We start from the raw sequence: 17,613 nt of genomic DNA, 5'->3' as shown, positions 1-17,613 counted from the left end.
GCTCGCAGGGCGGTCCAGCCGCAGGTCAGGAGCTGGCGATGAGGTCGAGGGTGGACTCGATCGAGTTGAGTTGGGCGACGATGTGCTTGACCCACTTGTCGCCCGGGTGGGCGGCGGCGTGTGGGGCGACGGTGCCGGTGATGAACCGGCGGAACTCGGTCAGGTTCTCCCTGACGACGGCCCGTTCGTATGCCTCCAGCACGTCTCGCTCGGCTCCGAGCTGGTAGCCCGTGGCCCTGTTCCAGGTCAGCGGGGGCCAGGCCTTCTCCGCGGCCTGGTCCTTCAGTGCGGCGAGGCCGGAACGAACCTGGCTGGGGCTCAGGTCGCTGGCACGTACCAGCTGCGGGAATTCCAGGCCGGCGGGTCTGGCCTCGAACAGTACGAACCGCAGGGTGTCCGCGTGGCGTCTGGCCGCGTCGCCCCGTCGCCGTGAGGCGCGGGGCATGTCTACTCGCCCCTCAGCAGACGGGCCAGTTCGTCGTCCATGTCGACCTTGCCGGTGTCCACGGCGGTCTCGATCCAGTCCAGCGTCGCCCGCACCTTCGCGACGTTCTGGTGCACGATCGTGCGTTCGTCGTCGTTCAGGGTGCGGTCTCGCAGGCCGGGAACAGTGCGGCCGGCTGCGGCGACGAAGGAGTGGCATGCGGTGACCAGGTCCAGGAACTCCACCGTGCGGTCGATGTGCCGGATGGCCGGGACGACCGGGCTGGTGTCCTCAAAGTGCTCACGGGCCTGCCGGCTGCGTTCGTTCTGGGCCTGGTTGACGTGGAAGCGGGCGGTGTCGTCGCTCATTGCCCTGAACGCGACGTCCGGCCTGCGCAGCAGGTTCGTCGCGGCAGTTGTCGCGGCCACTTCGTCCCGGGTGAACTCCTCCACTACCCGGGCCTTCTCAGCCGCCGACACCTTCGCGGCGACCATGGGCCGCTTGAGGAAGTCGGTGGTGACCGTCGCCGCGACCTCTTCGTCCCGGGCCAGCGAGTGGATTGCAGTGATCTTCTCCTGCGGAGACGTCGGTCGTTCGACCTGGCGGCCCACCCTGCGGTTGGCCTCATCCACCGTCCAGCGCGTCCCGCCCGCGGGAGGTTTGGCGATGGTCGCGAACCGCTCGGCCTCGTTCTCGATCTGCCCCAGGATCCTGTGGACGCGGAACGACACCCCCGCCTGGCGATGTTCCTTCGGCCAACGGGACGCCGTCCACCTGGCACTTTCCACGGACTTGTAGGCCAGCCCGATGTCCTCGGCCAGGCGGAACAGCGTCTCGCGGACCGTGAACAGCTCCTGACCCGGCGCGGCATGCTGGCCGCCCCGCTCGCGCATGGGCTCGATCTCCAGGGCGCGGTCACCGATCGTGAACGACCCCCGCGTCTGCTGTTCGACGACCTGCCGCAGCTCGGCCACGATCTCGTCATAGCGGGACTGACTAACGGCACCGACCTTTTCGTTCTCCTCGGACATGGCTCTCACCACCCAAGTACGGGCCATGGCACGGCACTTCCGGCCGCGATGGGACAGGGCCCGCATCCATTGCCGAGAGTCAGACCGAACATCCTAAGACCACAACAAACGACTGCAAATGGCGGTTTGGTGAACGGAGTTGGAGTCAGGATGCGTTCGGCCAGCGGTCACTGTGACCGTTCGTCGAACGGTTCCGCCCGGCGCCTCCATGCCTTGACCTTGCACCGCGGCGAGCAGAACACCGCGTCCGAGCGGCGGTCGATGCCAGCCACCCACCGGGCTCCACACTCTGGGCACTCCACCTCGCCCCTGCCGTCCTGAACGGCCGCCAGGCGCTGGCGCAACCGCCGTTCCCGACGCCACTGCCTGGACCGACACATCGACGAACAGAACTCCGCCCCGGGCCGGACTCCCGGCCTCAGCCGTTCCCCGCAGCCCCGGCAGATCCTTTCCCCGGCCCGACCAGCGTCCTCGGACACCAGGCCAGCGTAGGACTCAAGGCTACTCAGGACCGGGGATCAGAAACACGCACTCAGGGGTGCCCGCCGGAAGTCGGTGCAGCCGAAGACGGCGTCCCGTGGGACGACGCCCCGCAGCTCCTCCCGTCATGGCCCCCGAGAGCACTTCAGCGCGAGGGCGGCGATGTCGTCGTCGAGCCTTCCGCCGCTGTGCTGCAGCAGATCTCTGTGCAGCCGGTCGAGCAGCTCGCGGGGCTGCTCCAGGCCCTGCCGCCGCATCCAGTCGGACAGCGGGAAGAACTGGCCCGTGTGGTCCCGGGTCTCCGATACGCCGTCCGTGTACAGCAGCAACTGGTCGCCCGGGGCAATGGCGACGATGTCGACCCAGTAGCGGTCACCGATGAGCTCCGCGAGGTTGAGGGGCGGCGAGGGGATGGCGGGCTCGAGGACCCGGACCTGCCCACGGTGCGCGAGCAGCGGTGGGGGATGCCCGCAGTTGAGCAGTCGCATGTGGCCGCCGCCGTGCGGGATCTCGGCGAGGAGAGCGGTGGCGAAGTGCTCCGACTGGTCCTGGACGGGAAACGCAGCGCTGTGGCGCGTGATGGTGGTCTCCAGCCGGTGGATGATGCCCTGCAGGTCGGGCTCGTCGTACGCGGCCTCCCTGAAGCAGCTGATCACCGCAGAGGCCGCCCCCACCGCGGACATGCCCTTGCCGCGTACGTCGCCTATGAGCAGCCGGACCCCGTGCGGTGTACCGATCGCCTCATAGAAGTCGCCGCCGACCCGGGCCTGCTCCTGGGCCGCCAGATACAGCGACTCGATCTCGATGTCCTCGATGCGGCGCGGCAGCGGGCGCAGCAGCACCTTCTGGACCGCGTCGGCGACGAGCCGGACCTGGAAGAGTATTTCCTCTCGCTGAAGCCGGACATGGCTCGCGTATGCGGCCGCCAAAGTGACCGCGATGATCGCGGCCGACGTGTACTGGGTCCCCAGATCGGTGTAGAAGAAGCTGAGAACGATCATGGTCAGCAGGCAGAACGCCCCCAACAGGATCGTGGGGAGCACGGGCCACATCGCGGCGGCAAGGGCGGGTGCGGCGGGCAGGAGGCGGCTGACGGCGATTTCCCTGGGTGTGGAGAACGCCAGGCCGGCGATGAGGGCGGTCAGGATCACGGGTGACAGCCCGGCAGCTTCCCATCCGCCGCCGTAGGCAGGACGACGGCGCCACAGCCGCCCAAGCATGATCACAAAATGCATCATATCGACCTGAGCGGACATCGGGCGCGGGGACGTCACGCACCGCACGCGAGCGATCGGGGCGGCCTGCCCCGCCCGGAGGGCAGGCCCATACCGCGCATGACCACACAGACACCCGAACTCAGCCGAGCAAGGGCAGGACGGACAGGCCTGGCCACATGGGATCACCGGTGTTAGAAAGGTCGCATGGCGAGTCGTTTCGCCCGTTTTCAGCGCCCCTCAGCAAAGCGGCTGATCAGCAAGGGCACGCGAAGCGTGGCCGGGCAGGTGCTGGTTTTCCAGGTGGCCCTGGTGGTTCTGGTCGTAACCGCCGGCGTCTTTGCCCTTGTCCTGCAGTCGGAGCGGGACACCAGCGCCGAGGCCAAGCGCCGCTCCATCGCCGTCGCGCAGACGTTCGCGCACTCACCAGGCATCCATGCGGCACTGCGGGCCCCGGAGCCGAGCAAAATTCTCCAACCGCTCACCGAGGCGGCGCGCCGGGCCGCCGGCGTCGACTTCATCGTGGTCATGGACACCAAGGGCATCCGGTACACGCACCCCTTGCCGAACCGCATCGGAAAGCGGTTCGTCGGCAAGATCGGGCCGTCGCTGGCGGGGAAGGTCTACGTGGAGAGCGTCAACGGCCCGCTGGGTCGCGAGGTGCAGGCCACGGTCCCGATCAAGAACGCTGCCGGCAACGTGGTGGCCCTCGTCTCGGCCGGGATGAAGGTCAAGAACGTCGAAAGTCAGGTGAACCGCCAACTACCGATCATCCTGGGGGCAGGGGCCGGGGCGCTCGCGTTGTCCATCGGTGTGACGGTCCTGGTGGGCCGACGGCTGCGGCGGCAGACACACAGCCTGGCCCCGGCCGAGATGACCTTGATGTACGAGCACCACGACACGGTGCTCCACTCCGTCAAGGAAGGGGTGCTGATCGTGGCTGCCGACGGGCGGCTGATGCTGGCGAACGACGAAGCCAGACGACTGCTGGAGCTGCCCCCGGACGTCGAGGGACGGCTTGTCCCGGATCTGCCGGGCCTCGATCCCGAGACGAAGGCGCTTCTCGCCTCCGGACACGAGGCCACTGACGAGGTGCACCTCGCCGGAGATCGGCTGCTCGCGGTCAACCAGCGGCCCACGGATCGCGAGGGCGGCCCCAAAGGGACGGTGGTGACGCTGCGCGACACCACCGAACTGCAGGCGGTGACCGGCAGGGCGGATGTGGCGCGGGAACGGCTCAGGCTGCTGTACGACGCCGGACTCCACATCGGTACCACGCTGGACGTGCTGCGCACCGCCGACGAGTTGGCGCGCGTCCCCATTCCCCGCTTCGCTGACTTCGTCACCGTGGACCTGGCCGACGCCGTCCTGCACGGCGAGGAGCCGGCCCCCACGGCGAAGGACATGCGACGCGCTGCCGTGCGCGGCGTCCGGGACGACCATCCGCTCTCCGAACAGGGGCGGCTTTTCGACTACCTTCCCTCCACGCCCCAGGCGCGCGGTTACGGCAGCGGCCGCTCCCAGCTGGTGAGCGATCTGCCGACGGCCACGAACTGGCGCGTGCAGGACCCGGGGCGCGCCAAGGCGATCATCGACTACGGCATCCATTCCCTCATCAGCGCCCCCATCCAGGCCAGCGGCGTCGTGCTGGGCATGGCCAACTTCTGGCGCGCGCGACCACGTCAGCCCTTCGACGAGGAGGACCTGTCGCTGGCGGAGGAACTGGTGGCCCGTGCCGCGATAAGCATCGACAACGCCCGCCGCTACACCCGTGAGCACGCCCTGGCAGTCACCCTCCAGCGCAGCCTGCTGCCCCAGGCCGTGCCCGAGCAGAACGCCCTCGACATCGCCTACCGCTACCTCCCCGCCCAGTCGGGCGTGGGCGGGGACTGGTTCGACGTCATTCCCCTGCCGGGGAGCCGGGTGGCACTGGCCGTGGGCGATGTGGTCGGCCACGGCCTCCACGCCGCCGCCACGATGGGTCGACTGCGGACCGCGGTGCACAACTTCTCCGCCCTCGATCTGCCGCCCGACGAGCTGCTGAGCCATCTGGACGACCTGGTCGGCCGCATCGACCAGAACGAGGCGGCCGAGAGTGCCGCAGGCCTCGTCGGCGCCACCTGCCTGTACGGGATCTACGACCCCGTGACGCGCAGCTACGTCACGGCGCGTGCGGGGCATCTGGCGCCCGCACTGGTCCAGCCCGACGGAACCGTCACCTTCCCGGACGTGCCGGCCGGCCCGCCCCTCGGCCTCGGCGGCATGCCGTTCCAGACCGCGGAGCTGTGCCTCGCGGAGGGAACCCAGCTCGTCCTGTACACCGACGGCCTCATCGAGGACCGCAGGCGCGACCTGGATCTGGGAATGGAACTGCTGCGCGATGCGCTGACGGGCCACCCCGGACGGCCGCCCGAGCAGACCTGCCAGCACGTGCTGGACAGCTTGCTCCCCGAGCGCCCCAAGGACGACGTCGCCCTGCTCGTCGCCCGCACGCGGGGACTGCCGCCCGACCGGATCGCCGACTGGGATGTACCGCCGGACCCGGCCGCGGTCGCGGGGATGCGCGACGCCGTGTCCGAGAAGCTCGAAGCCTGGGGCCTGTCAGAACTCGGCTTCACCACGGAGCTCGTCCTGAGTGAGCTCATCACCAACGCCATCCGCTATGGCGCCGAGCCGTTTCACGTACGGCTGATCCGCGACCGTACGCTGATCTGCGAGGTGTCCGACGGCAGCAGCACCTCACCGCATCTGCGGTACGCCGCGACCATGGACGAGGGCGGCCGGGGCCTGTTCCTGGTGTCGCAGATGGCTGAGCGCTGGGGCACCCGGTACACCCCGCAGGGCAAGGTGATCTGGGCCGAACAGGCCCTGCCCAAGGCCGACCAGCAGCCCGTCCCGGCCCCGTCCGATGTGGCGACGCCCCCTGACGAGGAGGCGACCGGCCCGGGAGCCCCGACGTGAGGGCGCCGGCGTGAGTTCCCGGCCACTTCTCCGACGGTTTGCGGTCGGAATATCCGGGAACCCGGATTCGGTTTGGGCCAGAAGTCCGGGGAGCAGAAAGCAGCCGCTGGTCGCACGTCTGTCATGCGGGGTGCTCTGCGTGTTCCGTGGCGGTGCGCTGTGCGGTGCGCGACCATACGGACGCCGACACATCACCATCATCGGCATTGTGCATGGAAACCACGGAGACAGAAAGAAGGACGGACGTGTCCGGCAGCGAAAGCGAAAACCCAGCAATCCCCTCACCGACCCCCACGCCGACTCGGCCCAGGACAAACCGGGACTGGTGGCCGAATCAGCTGGACCTTCAGATTCTCCACCAGCACTCGTCCCGCTCCAATCCGATGGACGAGGACTTCGACTACGCGAAAGAGTTCGCGACCCTCGACCTGCACGCGCTGAAGCGGGACGTCTTCGAGGTGATGACGACGTCGCAGGACTGGTGGCCTGCCGACTACGGCCACTACGGGCCGCTCTTCATCCGGATGAGCTGGCACGCGGCGGGCACGTACCGGATCGCCGACGGCCGGGGCGGTGGCGGCAGCGGCGCTCAGCGCTTTGCCCCCCTCAACAGCTGGCCGGACAACGCGAGTCTCGACAAGGCGCGCCGTTTGCTCTGGCCGGTCAAGCAGAAGTACGGCCGGAAAATCTCCTGGGCCGACCTCCTGGTTTTCGCCGGCAACTGCGCGATGGAATCAATGGGGTTCAAGACGTTCGGGTTCGGCTTCGGGCGAGAGGATATCTGGGAACCCGAGGAAATCTTCTGGGGGCCTGAGGACACCTGGCTCGGAGATGAGCGCTACAGCGGCGACCGGGAACTCGCCACGCCTTTCGGTGCGGTGCAGATGGGACTGATCTACGTCCATCCGGAGGGGCCCAACGGCAACCCGGATCCGATCGCCGCCGCCCGGGACGTTCGCGAGACATTCGGGCGCATGGCGATGAACGACGAGGAGACGGTCGCACTCATCGTCGGCGGTCACACCTTCGGCAAGTGCCATGGTGCCGTCGATCCCGCGTACATCGGTCCGGAACCCGAGGCCTGCCCTGTCGAGCAGCAAGGCCTCGGCTGGCGGAACATGTACGGCAGCGGCAAGGGCGCCGACGCGCTCACCAGTGGGCTCGAGGGCGCATGGACCACCGAGCCGACGAGGTGGGACAACGGGTACCTGGACAACCTGTTCCGGTACGACTGGGAGCTGACGACGAGCCCCGCCGGTGCCAAACAGTGGACTCCCACGGACCCTTCGGCCAAGGACACGGTGCCCGACGCTCATGATCCGTCGAAGAGGCACGCGCCCATGATGCTGACGACGGACCTCGCGCTGAAGCTGGATCCGGTCTACGGCCCGATCGCGAAGAGCTTCCACGAGAACCCGGACAAGCTCGCGGAGGCGTTCGCCAAAGCGTGGTACAAGCTGCTGCACCGCGACATGGGACCCCTCGCACGCTACCTCGGCCCGTGGGTTCCCGAGCCGCAACTGTGGCAGGATCCCGTCCCCGAGGTCGACCACGAACTCGTCACGGACGAGGACATCGCCGCCCTCAAGAGCAGGATCGTCGCTTCGGGACTGTCCATCTCCCAGCTGGTCACCACCGCCTGGGCGGCGGCGGCGAGCTTCCGCGGCACCGACAAGCGTGGCGGGGCCAACGGGGCACGGCTTCGGCTCGCACCGCAGCGGGACTGGGAGGTCAACCACCTGCCCGAGGTGGCCCAGGCGTTGCAGAAGCTGGAGCAGATTCAGCAGGACTTCAACCTCGCGCATGCCGGCGGAACGAAGGTCTCGCTCGCCGACCTGATCGTCCTGGGCGGCTGCGCGGCCGTCGAGCAGGCCGCGAAGAACGCCGGGTACGACATCACGGTCCCGTTCGCACCGGGGCGCACGGACGCCTCGCAGGAACAGACCGACGTGGAGTCGTTCGCCGTGCTTGAACCCAGGGCCGACGGATTCCGCAACTACCTCCGGACGGGAGAGAAGTTGTCGCCGGAGACCCTCCTGCTGGACCGCGCCAACCTGCTGACGCTCACCGCTCCCGAGATGACGGTGCTGATCGGCGGCATGCGGGTGCTCAACACCGGCTTCAAGCGATCCCCGCACGGCGTCTTCACGCACCGGCCGGAGACACTGACCAACGACTTCTTCGTCAACCTGCTCGACATGGGCACTCAGTGGCAGACATCGACTTCGGACGAGAACGTGTTCGAAGGCCGGGACCGCGCCACGGGCGAGCTCAAGTGGACCGCCACCGCGGTCGACCTCATCCTCGGTTCGAACTCCCAGCTTCGGGCCGTCTCGGAGGTCTACGCGTGCCAGGACGCGGGAGAGAAGTTCGTGCGTGACTTCGTGGCCGCGTGGGACAAGGTGATGAACCTCGATCGGTTCGACCTCTCCTGACCCGATGTCCCGGTCGGGGCGATGACGCGGAGAGCACACAGCCCCCGCGACGCTCCCATGGCGGGCACGCGCGCTCCAGCGACAGAACGCGTGCCCGCCGCCCGGGACGTCACTCGGCACGCGGTATCAGGACTCTTCCCGGCGGGGTCGGGGGGGCTGGTGCCGCGGGCCACCATTCGCCGTCCGCGGCGTCGTGGAGGAACGGGTGCTCGCGGGCATCGGCGGCAGGCGAGTACGCGGGGATCCTCCGGACCGCGCTCAACGGAGAACTGCACAAGGTCGTGACGGTAGTCGGCTTCCATCTTCTGCTTCTCCGGCGAAGGCCGCTGAGAACCACGCCCCTCGGGCAGGAGTTGGTCGGCTGCTCCGGCTACTCGACCTCCAGCAGGGGCACTGAGCGGGGTCGGGTGCTGACGCGGTGGCCGGCCCGCTGTTGTCGGACACGGCGGGCGGGCCGGTGGCGCCCGGAGTATGCAGGGCTTCGCTGCGGGCGGCGCGGATGCCGCGTGGGCCGAGCCCGCCTGCCGGACGGTGAGCCTCCGTCGGGGATGCCGTGACGGCCTGCGCGGCTGCTTGCAGCACCTTGTCCGCTGTGGCGCGGTCCTTTCGTCGGCGGGCCGTGCGGCGGCAGGTCGTGGCCGTGGTCGTGGTGGTGGTCAGACGAGGGTGCGTGAGTGCACCGGTTCGGTTGCGCTCTTCGAGTGCCGGGCCCGCTGGTTGATCAGTCCGGCCACAGCGGCGACGGCGGTGACCAGGAGGGTCAGCAGGAGCGATCGCCGGCTTCCGGAGTCGGCCGCCATACCGGCGATGATCGCCACGAGTGCCGCCAGGACCAGGAGGCTCAGCCAGGGGTAGGCCCACATGCGGACGGTGAGGGCTTCGGGCCGTTCCCGCATCAGCCGGGCACGACCGCGCAGGTGAGTGACCGTGATGCACAGGTAGACGACGACGGCGACGGCGCCGGAGGAGTCGAGCAGGAACTGGTAGACGGCCGTGGTGGGCAGGAAGTAGTTGGCCACGACGGTGAGCAGTCCGATGCTGGAGGCGGCGAGCACGGCCGGTGCGGGCACGCCGAGCCGGGTGGTGCGGGCGAACAGCGCCGGCGCTTCGCCCCGCTCGGCCAGGGAGTGGAGCATCCGGGAGGAGGAGTAGATCCCGGAGTTCAGGCAGGACAGGACGGCGGTGAGCACGATGAAGTTCATCGCTGTGCCGGCGAAGGGCACCCCGAGGTGGCCCAGGACGGCGACGTAGGGGCTGTCGGTGACGGCGGTGGAGTTCCAGGGCAGCAGCATCACCACGACGGTGATCGAGCCGATGTAGAAGAGCAGGATGCGCCAGACGACGCTGTTGATGCCGCGCCGCACGGCCTGGGCGGGATCCTTGGCCTCACCGGCGGCGATGGTGACGACCTCGGTGCCGAAGTAGGAGAAGAAGACGACCAGCGATGCCTGGAGAACGGCCAGCCAGCCGTTGGGGGCGAAGCCGCCGTGGCCGAGGAGGTTGGTGGTCCCGGGGGCGCCGGTGCCCGGGAGCGCGCCGAGCACGGCGGCGAGTCCGATGAGCAGGAAGGCGATGATCGCCACCACCTTGATCATGGCGAACCAGAATTCGAAAGTGCCGAAGGACTCGACGCGGGCGAAGTTGACCGCGATCAACGCGATCATCAGGACCAGCGCGGCCAGCCAGGTAGGTATGGCGGGCAGCATGTGGTGGGCGACGGCCGCACCGGCGATGGCTTCGAAGCCGACGGTGATGCACCACTGGTAGGCGTAGAGCCATCCCACCGACAGCCCGGCCCAGGGGCCCAGCTCGCGGCCGGCGTAGCTGGAGAAGGAGCCGGTCTCCGGCTGGGCGACCGCCATCTCGGCCAGCATGCGCATCACCAGGACAGCCAGGGCGCCAACGGCGGCGTAGGCCACCAGTACGGCGGGCCCGGCCTGGCGGATGGCGCTGCCGCTGCCGACGAAGAGCCCGGCGCCGATGACACCGCCGATCGCAATCATGGACATCTGCCGGTTGCCCAGCGCACCGCGCAGCGGGGCGGAGCCGCTGGTGTGAGCGGAAGGTTTCACAGGGTTCCTGACCTTGGGGAGAGGGACGGGGACCACACGATATGCAAGCAGAATTGCAAGATGTAGTATCGCTGCAATTAAATTTACGTCACGGGTTGCGGCAAGCGGGTCCGCGGCAGCGGTCGGCGGAGCTCAACCGGCAGGAGGTCGGAAGATGGCGGCAGGCATCCGTGAGCAGGAACTCGCCGGGCTGCGGTGGCTGGTCGTCTCCGGGGAGCGGACGGAGGTGTTCCGTGCCCTCGGCCGGGCCGCCCGCGCCGAGGTCCACGCGGTCCAGGACGCCCTGCCCGAACGCTCCGCACTGCACCGTTGGGCGGCGACCGAACGAGGACGGATCCGGGTCGGCCGACTGCTCGACGCCACGGGCGCCGCGTGCGGCCGGGAGCTGGCCGAGCTGCGGGCCCTCGCCGCCGGCGCCGGCGCGGACTTCCACGACCTGTTGCTGGCCAACCTCCGCGGCGACCTCGGAGTCGAGGACGGCACCGGCTGCACCGACCTCGGCTGGCGCCGGACGCGTTCCTGCGTCGCGCACAACGAGGACGGGGCGCCGGCACTCGACGGCCGGCTGATGCTGCTCACCCTGCTCGTCGACGGGGATGTGCCGGTGACGGTCCAGTGGTATCCGGGCTTCCTGCCCGCCAATACCTTCACGGCGACCGGCAACGGCCTGGTCTGGGGCATCAACCATGTCCAGGCCGCACGGCCGGCCGACGCCCCGGGACGGCATTTCGTCGCCCGCGCCCTGCAGCAGGCTCCGACCCTGGATGCCGCCGTCGACCACCTGCGCACCCGTCCCAGCGCCGGAGGCTTCGCCTACACCCTGGGCGACCGCGCCGAGGGCCGGGTCGTCGTCGTGGAGAGCGTCGCCGGACGGACCGCCGTGGTGGAGGCCGACCCGGTCCACCACCCCCTGTACTGGCACACCAACCACCTGCGCCACCTGCCCGAACCGGCGGACGCGCCCATCACCGCCGCGGCCGTGAACGACGGCGCGCGGGCGGCCCGCAGCCTGGGCCAGTTCGAGGAGAGCGTCGCCCGCGGCAAGGTTCTGAGCGCGCTGCCGGTCCCGGCCCACGACCCCGGCGCGCAGTGGTTCCTGGACATCCTCACCTCGGCGCCGCTGCCTCGCGGCGTGCACCGCACGGCCGCGGGCACCGACCCGCTGATGACCCTGTGCTCAGTGGTCGCCGACCTGACCGCCGACCGCATCACGGTGCGCGGACCGGCCGGGAAGACCGCCGAGATGGCACTGTCGGACTTCGCACAGGGGCGTGCCTACGCCGCTACCGGGTGACCCGCAACCGCAGCACGGCCGATCCGGGAGAGAATTCCTCGCATGGCCACAGCATCGCGGCGACCTCCGCAGACCTACGACGAACTCGTCGCCACACTCCGCAACCCGGCGACGCCGCTGACCCGTTCCCAGCGGCTCCTGGCCGACCGCGTCATGGCCGACCCGGAAGGCGTGGCGTTCATGACCATCTCGGAGCTGGCGTCCGCCGTCGGAGTCAACGAGGCCACTGTGGTGCGCTTCGCCACGGGCATCGGCCTCGAAGGCTACCCAGGGCTGACCAGACTGTGCCGGGAGTACCTGCGTGAACAGGTGCACCTGCTGCGGCGCTACGACAACCTGGAGCAGCTGGGTGCCGACGGCGGAAACCTGCTTCAGCAGGCGGCCGCGCAGGAAGGGGCCAACATCGCCCGCACCTTCGCCCGGATCGACCCCGAAACCTGGGAGGCCGCCGTCACGGCGCTGGCCGAGGCCCCCCGCGTCCACGTCATGGGCCTGCGCAAGTGCCATGCTCCGGCCTATCTGCTCGGCTACCTGCTGCGGATGCTGCGCGAGGACGTCGAAACCGTCACGCTGGGCACGGGAACACTCACCGACGACCTGCGCCGGGTCCGTGAGGGCGACTGCTTCGTGACCATCGCGATCCGCCGCTACAGCACGGAGACGGTGCGGGCCGCGGCCTGGGCCCGAGCGCGCGGCGCCCGCTGCGTGGCACTCACCGACAACCCCTCCTCACCCCTGGCCGCATCCGCCGAGCAGGTCTTCTTCGTGGACGCCTCCAGCCCGTCGGTGCTGCGGTCGCTGACCGCGTTCACCGCGCTGGTCCAGGCGCTCGCCACCGGGGTCGCCCAACGGCGCGGGCACCAGGTGCGGTCGACGTTGCTGCAGGAAGAAGAGCTGCTGGAGGAGTTCGGCGCCTACGTCCCGGACACGCCCCTGGCATGAGCCGCCGGGCCGGTGGCCGCACGCTTCAGCCCTGGGACGTCAACGCGGCGAGCGCACCGCGCAGGTGCTCCATGGAGGCCGCGATCCACGGCAGCCGCAGCGGGTCGTCGCTGCGCAACGCCGCCCAGCGCTCCGCCTCGGACTCCCCGTACAGCAGGCTTGTCGCCACCCGGGCGCGCAGTCCGCCGACCGAGTCCCCGAACGCCTCACCGGCGAGCACGCCGACCCCGCTGTCCTCCAGCAGGGTTGCGGCCAGCTCCGCGCCGGTGTCGATGCCCCGGGCGGCGAGGACCGGCCGCACCGGTTCGAAGTCCGGGTAGAGGTAGAAGCCCGCCTCGGGACGGCGGCAGACCGCACCGGCCGCCGTGAACTGCTCGTACACCGCTGCCGCGACCTTCGCATGCAGCCGGCGAGCGGCGTCGATGTGGTTCAGCACCTCGGGCGGCTCCTGCAGGATGTACGTGGCGGCGGCCTGCATCGGTGCCGCCAGGCTGGACCACACCTCACTGGCCACCCCGACCAGCTCGCGCATCAGCCGCTCGCCCCAGGGGCCCGACGGCACCCGGGCGAACCCGATGCGCCAACCGCCCAGAGCCATCGACTTGCTGAGCCCACTGGTGACAACGGTGCGTTCGGGCAGGTAGCCGAGCGCGCTGGGAGCCTTCCCGAAGTGGCAGAGCTCGGCGTAGATCTCGTCGCAGACAACGGCCAGACCGTGCCGCTCGGCGATCTCGCACACGGCACGCAGGTGCTCCTCACGGGCGATCGTCCCCGTGGGATTGTCCGGCACCGTCACCACCAGGACACCAGGGTTCGCCCCGGCCGCGCGCGCGTCGGCCAGCGCCTGTTCCAGCAGCTCCGGGTCCGGAACGCCGCCCGCCGCAGCCGGAACCGGCACGCTGATGGTCTTCTTGCCCACCAGCGCCGTCTGCGCCGCGTAACTGACCCACGCAGGGCACGGCAGCACCACATCTCCCGGCAGCGCGGCGAGCAGCGCGAACAGCAACGCCTTGCTGCCGGGGGCGAACAGCACCTGCTCGGCTTCTGCCCCCACGCCACGCCTGCCGAACCACCCAGCTGCAGCCTCGCGGGCCTCCCGCGACCCGACGACCGCCCCGTATCCGTTGCGCTTGGCCGCCGCCGACAACACCTGGGCGACCGACTCCGGCACCGGCAGTCCCGCCTCGCCGAACCCCAGGTTCAACACCTTCTCTCCTGCCTCCCGGCGGGCCCGCAGTGTCTCGTTGATGGCCAAGGTCGCCGAATGCATGGTCACGGCGCCCCACTCTCCTCACAGGGATCGGCACGGCAGCGCAAGCGCGGCTGCACAGAAAAGAGTATATGCAAATTAGTTTGCATCGACGGAGGCGGAAGCCAGATCCGGGTTGGCGAAGGTCCGGCAGATGGCGCCGGGCGCAGTGCGGGACCCATGCAGTGGCCCATGCCGCGTTCGGATCCCGGTTCACCAGCGAGCAGAACTCCTCGGCCGTCCGCCGGGAGCGGATCGCAAGATCCTTGCGATGATCCAGGCGCTGCATGGCGTGGGTGCCGATTTCGTCATCGAAGCCAACACCCTCGCGTGACAGCGGCCAAGATCTTTCCCCACGTACGGCCAGCACCTCCCCCACTGGCGGTCCCCACCGGCAGCCACACGGAGATGGTGCGGGCCGCGGCCTGGGCCCGAGCGCGCGGCGCCCGCTGCGTGGCACTGACCGACAACCCCTCCTCCCCCCCTTCCGGGACGGCATTTCGTCGCCCGCGCCCTGCAACTCCTCAGCCCCCACCGTTCGAGCCGTGGCGCCTTCCACCCTGTTCAGCATCCCGCCGCACCGCGTGTGCGCAACGCAGGAACGCGTCCGGCGCCAGCCGAGGTCGGTGCAGCCGGTGCCGCCTCAGCAGATCCTCACTGCCCTGGCAGACGAGGGCCGACCGATGCGCGCCCGCGATCTGTGCCAGCCCTCGACCTGCCGATCCTCCCGAAGAACACCGAAGGCATACGCTCCAAACTGAAACGCCTGGTCAGCCGAGGCATCCTCGTCGAGCCCGAACCCGGCCTGTTCGTCCACCCCGGCGCTTGAGGCCCACCCCGCCCGCGCGACCAGCAGTCCTTGTCCAACCTCAACTACGAAACAGACAAGAACTCACGTTTCACACTCTAAGACGTCATCTCAATTGGTGGCTGACGGCGTAGATAGTCGCTGGCAGGCGTGTTGTGGGGACGGTTGAATGTCGGGGTGAGCGACTACTGGACACCCGCGCATCAAGCTGTCGAGCAGGAGGATGCTGAGGCCCTGGCCCGGTTGCTGGCCGCCGGCTCCGATCCCGACGAGGTCTTCAGCAACATGACACTGCTGACGCACGCAATCGACGCCGAGGGTGATGGCTCCCTGCAGAGCGGGCAGCCGTTGACCGTGCACACCACGGCCGTACTGCTGGCCTTCGGGGCTGATCCTGAGCTCGCAGACCCAGACGGCCGCACCCCCATGGACATGGCCAATCACTACGGCCACGACCTGGCGATGAGTCTGCTGCAGGCCCACATCAGCAGACGAGCCGCCGGTAACAGATAAGGGTGCAGGCGATGCTTGTGAAGGCGAGGAAGTGCTCGGCCTTGCGCTCATAGCGGCGGTGTAGGCGGCGGCAGCCGGCGAGCCAGGACATGGTGCGCTCAATGGTCCAGCGGTGGCGGCCGAGCCGCTGCGAGGTCTCGATGCCCTTGCGGGCGATGCGGTGCTTGATGCCACGCCCTCGTAACCATCGCCGCAGGTGAGAGTAGTCGTAACCCTTGTCAGCGTGGAGCTTGTCCGGCCTGCGTCGCCGCCGCCCGCGGCGGGAACGGACCGGTGGTATGCCCTTCACCAAGGGGATCAGTGCCTGGCTGTCGTGCAGGTTCGCCCCTGAGATTCCGACGGACAGGGGCAGACCCGTCCGCTCGGTGATCAAATGGATCTTCGATCCGTACTTGCCCCGGCCAACAGGATTCGGGCCTGTCAGGTCCCCCTTTTCAGGGCCCGCATGTTCACCGAGTCGATCGCGCAGCGGGACCAGTCCAACTCGCCCCGGGAGCCGAGCTCGTCGAGGACCAGACGGTGGAGCTTGGCCCATACCCTGGCCTTCGTCCACTCGGCAAAACGGCGGTGAGCCGTCGCCCCCGACGGGCCGAACGACGCGGCTGGCAACTGCTGCCACGTGCAGCCCGAGGTGGCCACGAACACGATCGCGGCCAGTACCTCACGGTCGCCATGCCGGCGGCGGCCACCGCCCTGAGGCCGCGAAGGCGCCTCCGGCACCACCCGCTGAAACAACTCCCACAATTCGTCCGGCACCAGCCGCTCAACGATCCCCACCACAACTCACAGCCTACCGAGCCAACCAAATGAGATGACGACTAAGAATCTGACTCGCGTGCTCAGAGGCAACAGTCCAGGGCGCCCGCCCCGGCCCTCGCGTCAAGCTTCCACACGGACTCCACCGCACCAAGATCCTTCGACGTCACCCAAGCCGGGGCCGCCGTCGGAATTTTCCCCAGTCAAGGACGCCGCAAAGCGACCTGGACAGCTTCCAGTTCTTCATGCGGGACAAGGCGTGTTCGACCGGGCCCGAGCCCGGCGGTGGACGGCGTTCTCCGCTTCCTGCCGTGGGCTGAGGTGGACCTGACCTCGTCGTTTGCGGTGCGGGATGAGTCGCTCCCGCCGAGCTTCACCGTTGCTGGCTCCATGACCACAACCCGGAGTTGCCGCGGCTGCGCTCCTAGGCTAGGCGCTGGCGGACCAATCTTGATCGCGGCCGTCTACACCGCCCCGAGGTAACGCCCCGGTGCCACGGCCAGGGCCAATCGATGGCCGGACCGAACGGTCGGCCCGGGTCACAGCCCAGCACGTTGGAGGTTGACAGTCCAGCGGGAACGGTGGCGGAACGCGCCTTGCGGCGGTTGGGGGGGCGCGTTCCGGTGGTGTGCTGCTGTCAGTTGTGGGTCGTTTGGTGGGTCAGGGGGTGGGCGGGGTCCAGTCGGCGGGGAGGCCGGACTGGGTAAGGACGGCGCTGAGGCTGTAGAAGTCCTGGTCGGAGGTGATCTGGCGGCCGTCCAGGGTGAGGAGGGCGGCCAGTGGGACGGCGAAGGGCTTGGGTGCGCCCTTGAGATGGCCGGAGTAGACGGCCTCGATGGTGATGTGGTCGCCGTCGCGGTGGGTGGCGTGCACGGTGACGTGGACGTTGTCGATGAGGCTGTCGGTGCGGGCCTTCCATCCGGCGATCTCCTGGCGGCCGTGGAAGGTGATGCCTATGGCCTGGTCGGTGTAGGTGCCGTCGGGGGTGAACAAGGTGCCGAGCGCGTTGGGGTCGGTGCCGTTCCAGGCAGTGGACCAGTCGGCGGCGACCTTTGGCAGGTGCCGGTCGGTGGGCGGTGCGGCGAAGGCGGTCGTGCCGAGTGCGGTGATGGCGGCCGCCACGCAGATCAGGGTGGTCGTGGCGCGGGTCGGGCGGAGCTTCATGGCGTCGGTCCTCCGGGATGTATGGGGGGTGACGGATGCGGGTGTTGGGGTGCCTTGAGCGTGCTTCGAGGTTCGGCGGCGGTGGAGCGTCACGGGGCGCGGCCCAGGGGTGGTGCCCCGGGACCGTGCGGGTCAGGGAGTCAGGACGACCTTGCCGGTGACGGTGCCGGACTCCGTGTCGGCGTACACCTGAACGTCCCCACCCGCGTACGGATGAACGCGGCCAGTTCCTGATGCGGTGAGGCGGGCTGATCGGCACGCTGCTGCGTA

The 17,613-nt window shown here is 69.3% G+C and carries 12 protein-coding genes and 1 pseudogene; 5 read left to right on the top strand and 8 right to left on the bottom strand.

The genetic code is table 11. The features are described 5' to 3' along the window. Positions 1 to 25 precede the first annotated feature (25 nt). The 3 genes from ACFY1U_RS48540 to ACFY1U_RS48530 all read right to left on the bottom strand — a co-directional run bounded on the left by ACFY1U_RS48540 (position 26) and on the right by ACFY1U_RS48530 (position 3,155). Positions 26 to 445: a RacP protein gene (locus ACFY1U_RS48540; RefSeq protein WP_390700508.1), complete on the bottom strand. Its 420-nt coding sequence runs from the start codon at positions 443 to 445 to the stop codon at positions 26 to 28. 2 nt (positions 446 to 447) lie between these two features. Beyond that, a complete protein-coding gene (locus tag ACFY1U_RS48535; protein WP_390700507.1) occupies positions 448 to 1,455 on the bottom strand; it encodes a DUF6192 family protein in 1,008 nt (335 codons plus the stop codon). Between the two features lie 605 nt (positions 1,456 to 2,060). After that, positions 2,061 to 3,155 (bottom strand): PP2C family protein-serine/threonine phosphatase, encoded by a 1,095-nt coding sequence (locus ACFY1U_RS48530; RefSeq protein ID WP_390700582.1) that lies wholly within the window; start codon positions 3,153 to 3,155, stop codon positions 2,061 to 2,063. A 201-nt stretch (positions 3,156 to 3,356) separates the two neighbouring features. On the opposite strand from ACFY1U_RS48530, the gene ACFY1U_RS48525 reads away from it, so the two are divergent. Further along, positions 3,357 to 6,110 carry a SpoIIE family protein phosphatase gene (locus ACFY1U_RS48525; RefSeq protein WP_390700506.1) on the top strand — a complete coding sequence of 918 codons (2,754 nt, stop codon included), beginning with the start codon at positions 3,357 to 3,359 and terminating at the stop codon, positions 6,108 to 6,110. 212 nt (positions 6,111 to 6,322) lie between these two features. Beyond that, entirely contained in the window at positions 6,323 to 8,545 is a 2,223-nt protein-coding gene (katG, locus tag ACFY1U_RS48520; protein ID WP_390700505.1) for a catalase/peroxidase HPI, read from the top strand. A gap of 656 nt (positions 8,546 to 9,201) precedes the next feature. Here the strand turns inward: katG and ACFY1U_RS48515 are convergent. Next, positions 9,202 to 10,617 carry an amino acid permease gene (locus ACFY1U_RS48515; protein ID WP_390700504.1) on the bottom strand — a complete coding sequence of 472 codons (1,416 nt, stop codon included), beginning with the start codon at positions 10,615 to 10,617 and terminating at the stop codon, positions 9,202 to 9,204. Positions 10,618 to 10,771: 154 nt separating this feature from the next. Between ACFY1U_RS48515 and ACFY1U_RS48510 the strand changes: the two genes are divergently transcribed. Next, a complete protein-coding gene (locus ACFY1U_RS48510; RefSeq protein WP_390700503.1) occupies positions 10,772 to 11,911 on the top strand; it encodes a C45 family autoproteolytic acyltransferase/hydolase in 1,140 nt (379 codons plus the stop codon). Between the two features lie 42 nt (positions 11,912 to 11,953). Further along, positions 11,954 to 12,853 carry a MurR/RpiR family transcriptional regulator gene (locus ACFY1U_RS48505; protein WP_390700502.1) on the top strand — a complete coding sequence of 300 codons (900 nt, stop codon included), beginning with the start codon at positions 11,954 to 11,956 and terminating at the stop codon, positions 12,851 to 12,853. Positions 12,854 to 12,878: 25 nt separating this feature from the next. Here ACFY1U_RS48505 and ACFY1U_RS48500 read toward each other — a convergent pair whose 3' ends face one another. Beyond that, entirely contained in the window at positions 12,879 to 14,123 is a 1,245-nt protein-coding gene (locus ACFY1U_RS48500) for a pyridoxal phosphate-dependent aminotransferase (protein ID WP_390700581.1), read from the bottom strand. A gap of 964 nt (positions 14,124 to 15,087) precedes the next feature. On the opposite strand from ACFY1U_RS48500, the gene ACFY1U_RS48495 reads away from it, so the two are divergent. Next, complete coding sequence (locus ACFY1U_RS48495) at positions 15,088 to 15,423, top strand: ankyrin repeat domain-containing protein (RefSeq protein WP_390700501.1); 336 nt, start codon at positions 15,088 to 15,090, stop codon at positions 15,421 to 15,423. Here ACFY1U_RS48495 and ACFY1U_RS48490 read toward each other — a convergent pair. The 3 genes and pseudogenes from ACFY1U_RS48490 to ACFY1U_RS48480 form a co-directional block, all read right to left on the bottom strand. Then, a protein-coding gene (locus tag ACFY1U_RS48490; protein WP_390700580.1) for an IS5 family transposase occupies positions 15,395 to 16,194 on the bottom strand; the annotation gives its coding sequence in 2 pieces (ribosomal slippage) (positions 15,395 to 15,855 and positions 15,855 to 16,194; 801 coding nt in all). The genes ACFY1U_RS48495 and ACFY1U_RS48490 overlap by 29 nt on opposite strands. A 151-nt stretch (positions 16,195 to 16,345) precedes the next feature. Continuing rightward, positions 16,346 to 16,536: pseudogene (locus tag ACFY1U_RS48485) on the bottom strand (hypothetical protein); the annotation flags it as partial. A 303-nt stretch (positions 16,537 to 16,839) separates the two neighbouring features. Beyond that, positions 16,840 to 17,343 carry a nuclear transport factor 2 family protein gene (locus ACFY1U_RS48480; RefSeq protein WP_390700500.1) on the bottom strand — a complete coding sequence of 168 codons (504 nt, stop codon included), beginning with the start codon at positions 17,341 to 17,343 and terminating at the stop codon, positions 16,840 to 16,842. Positions 17,344 to 17,613 lie beyond the last annotated feature (270 nt).

The organism is Streptomyces sp. NPDC001351 (assembly GCF_042896045.1).
Classification (GTDB): Bacteria; Actinomycetota; Actinomycetes; order Streptomycetales; family Streptomycetaceae; genus Streptomyces.
The sequence above is the reverse complement of the archived record's forward strand: the minus strand, read 5'-3'. Positions and strand labels throughout refer to the sequence as shown.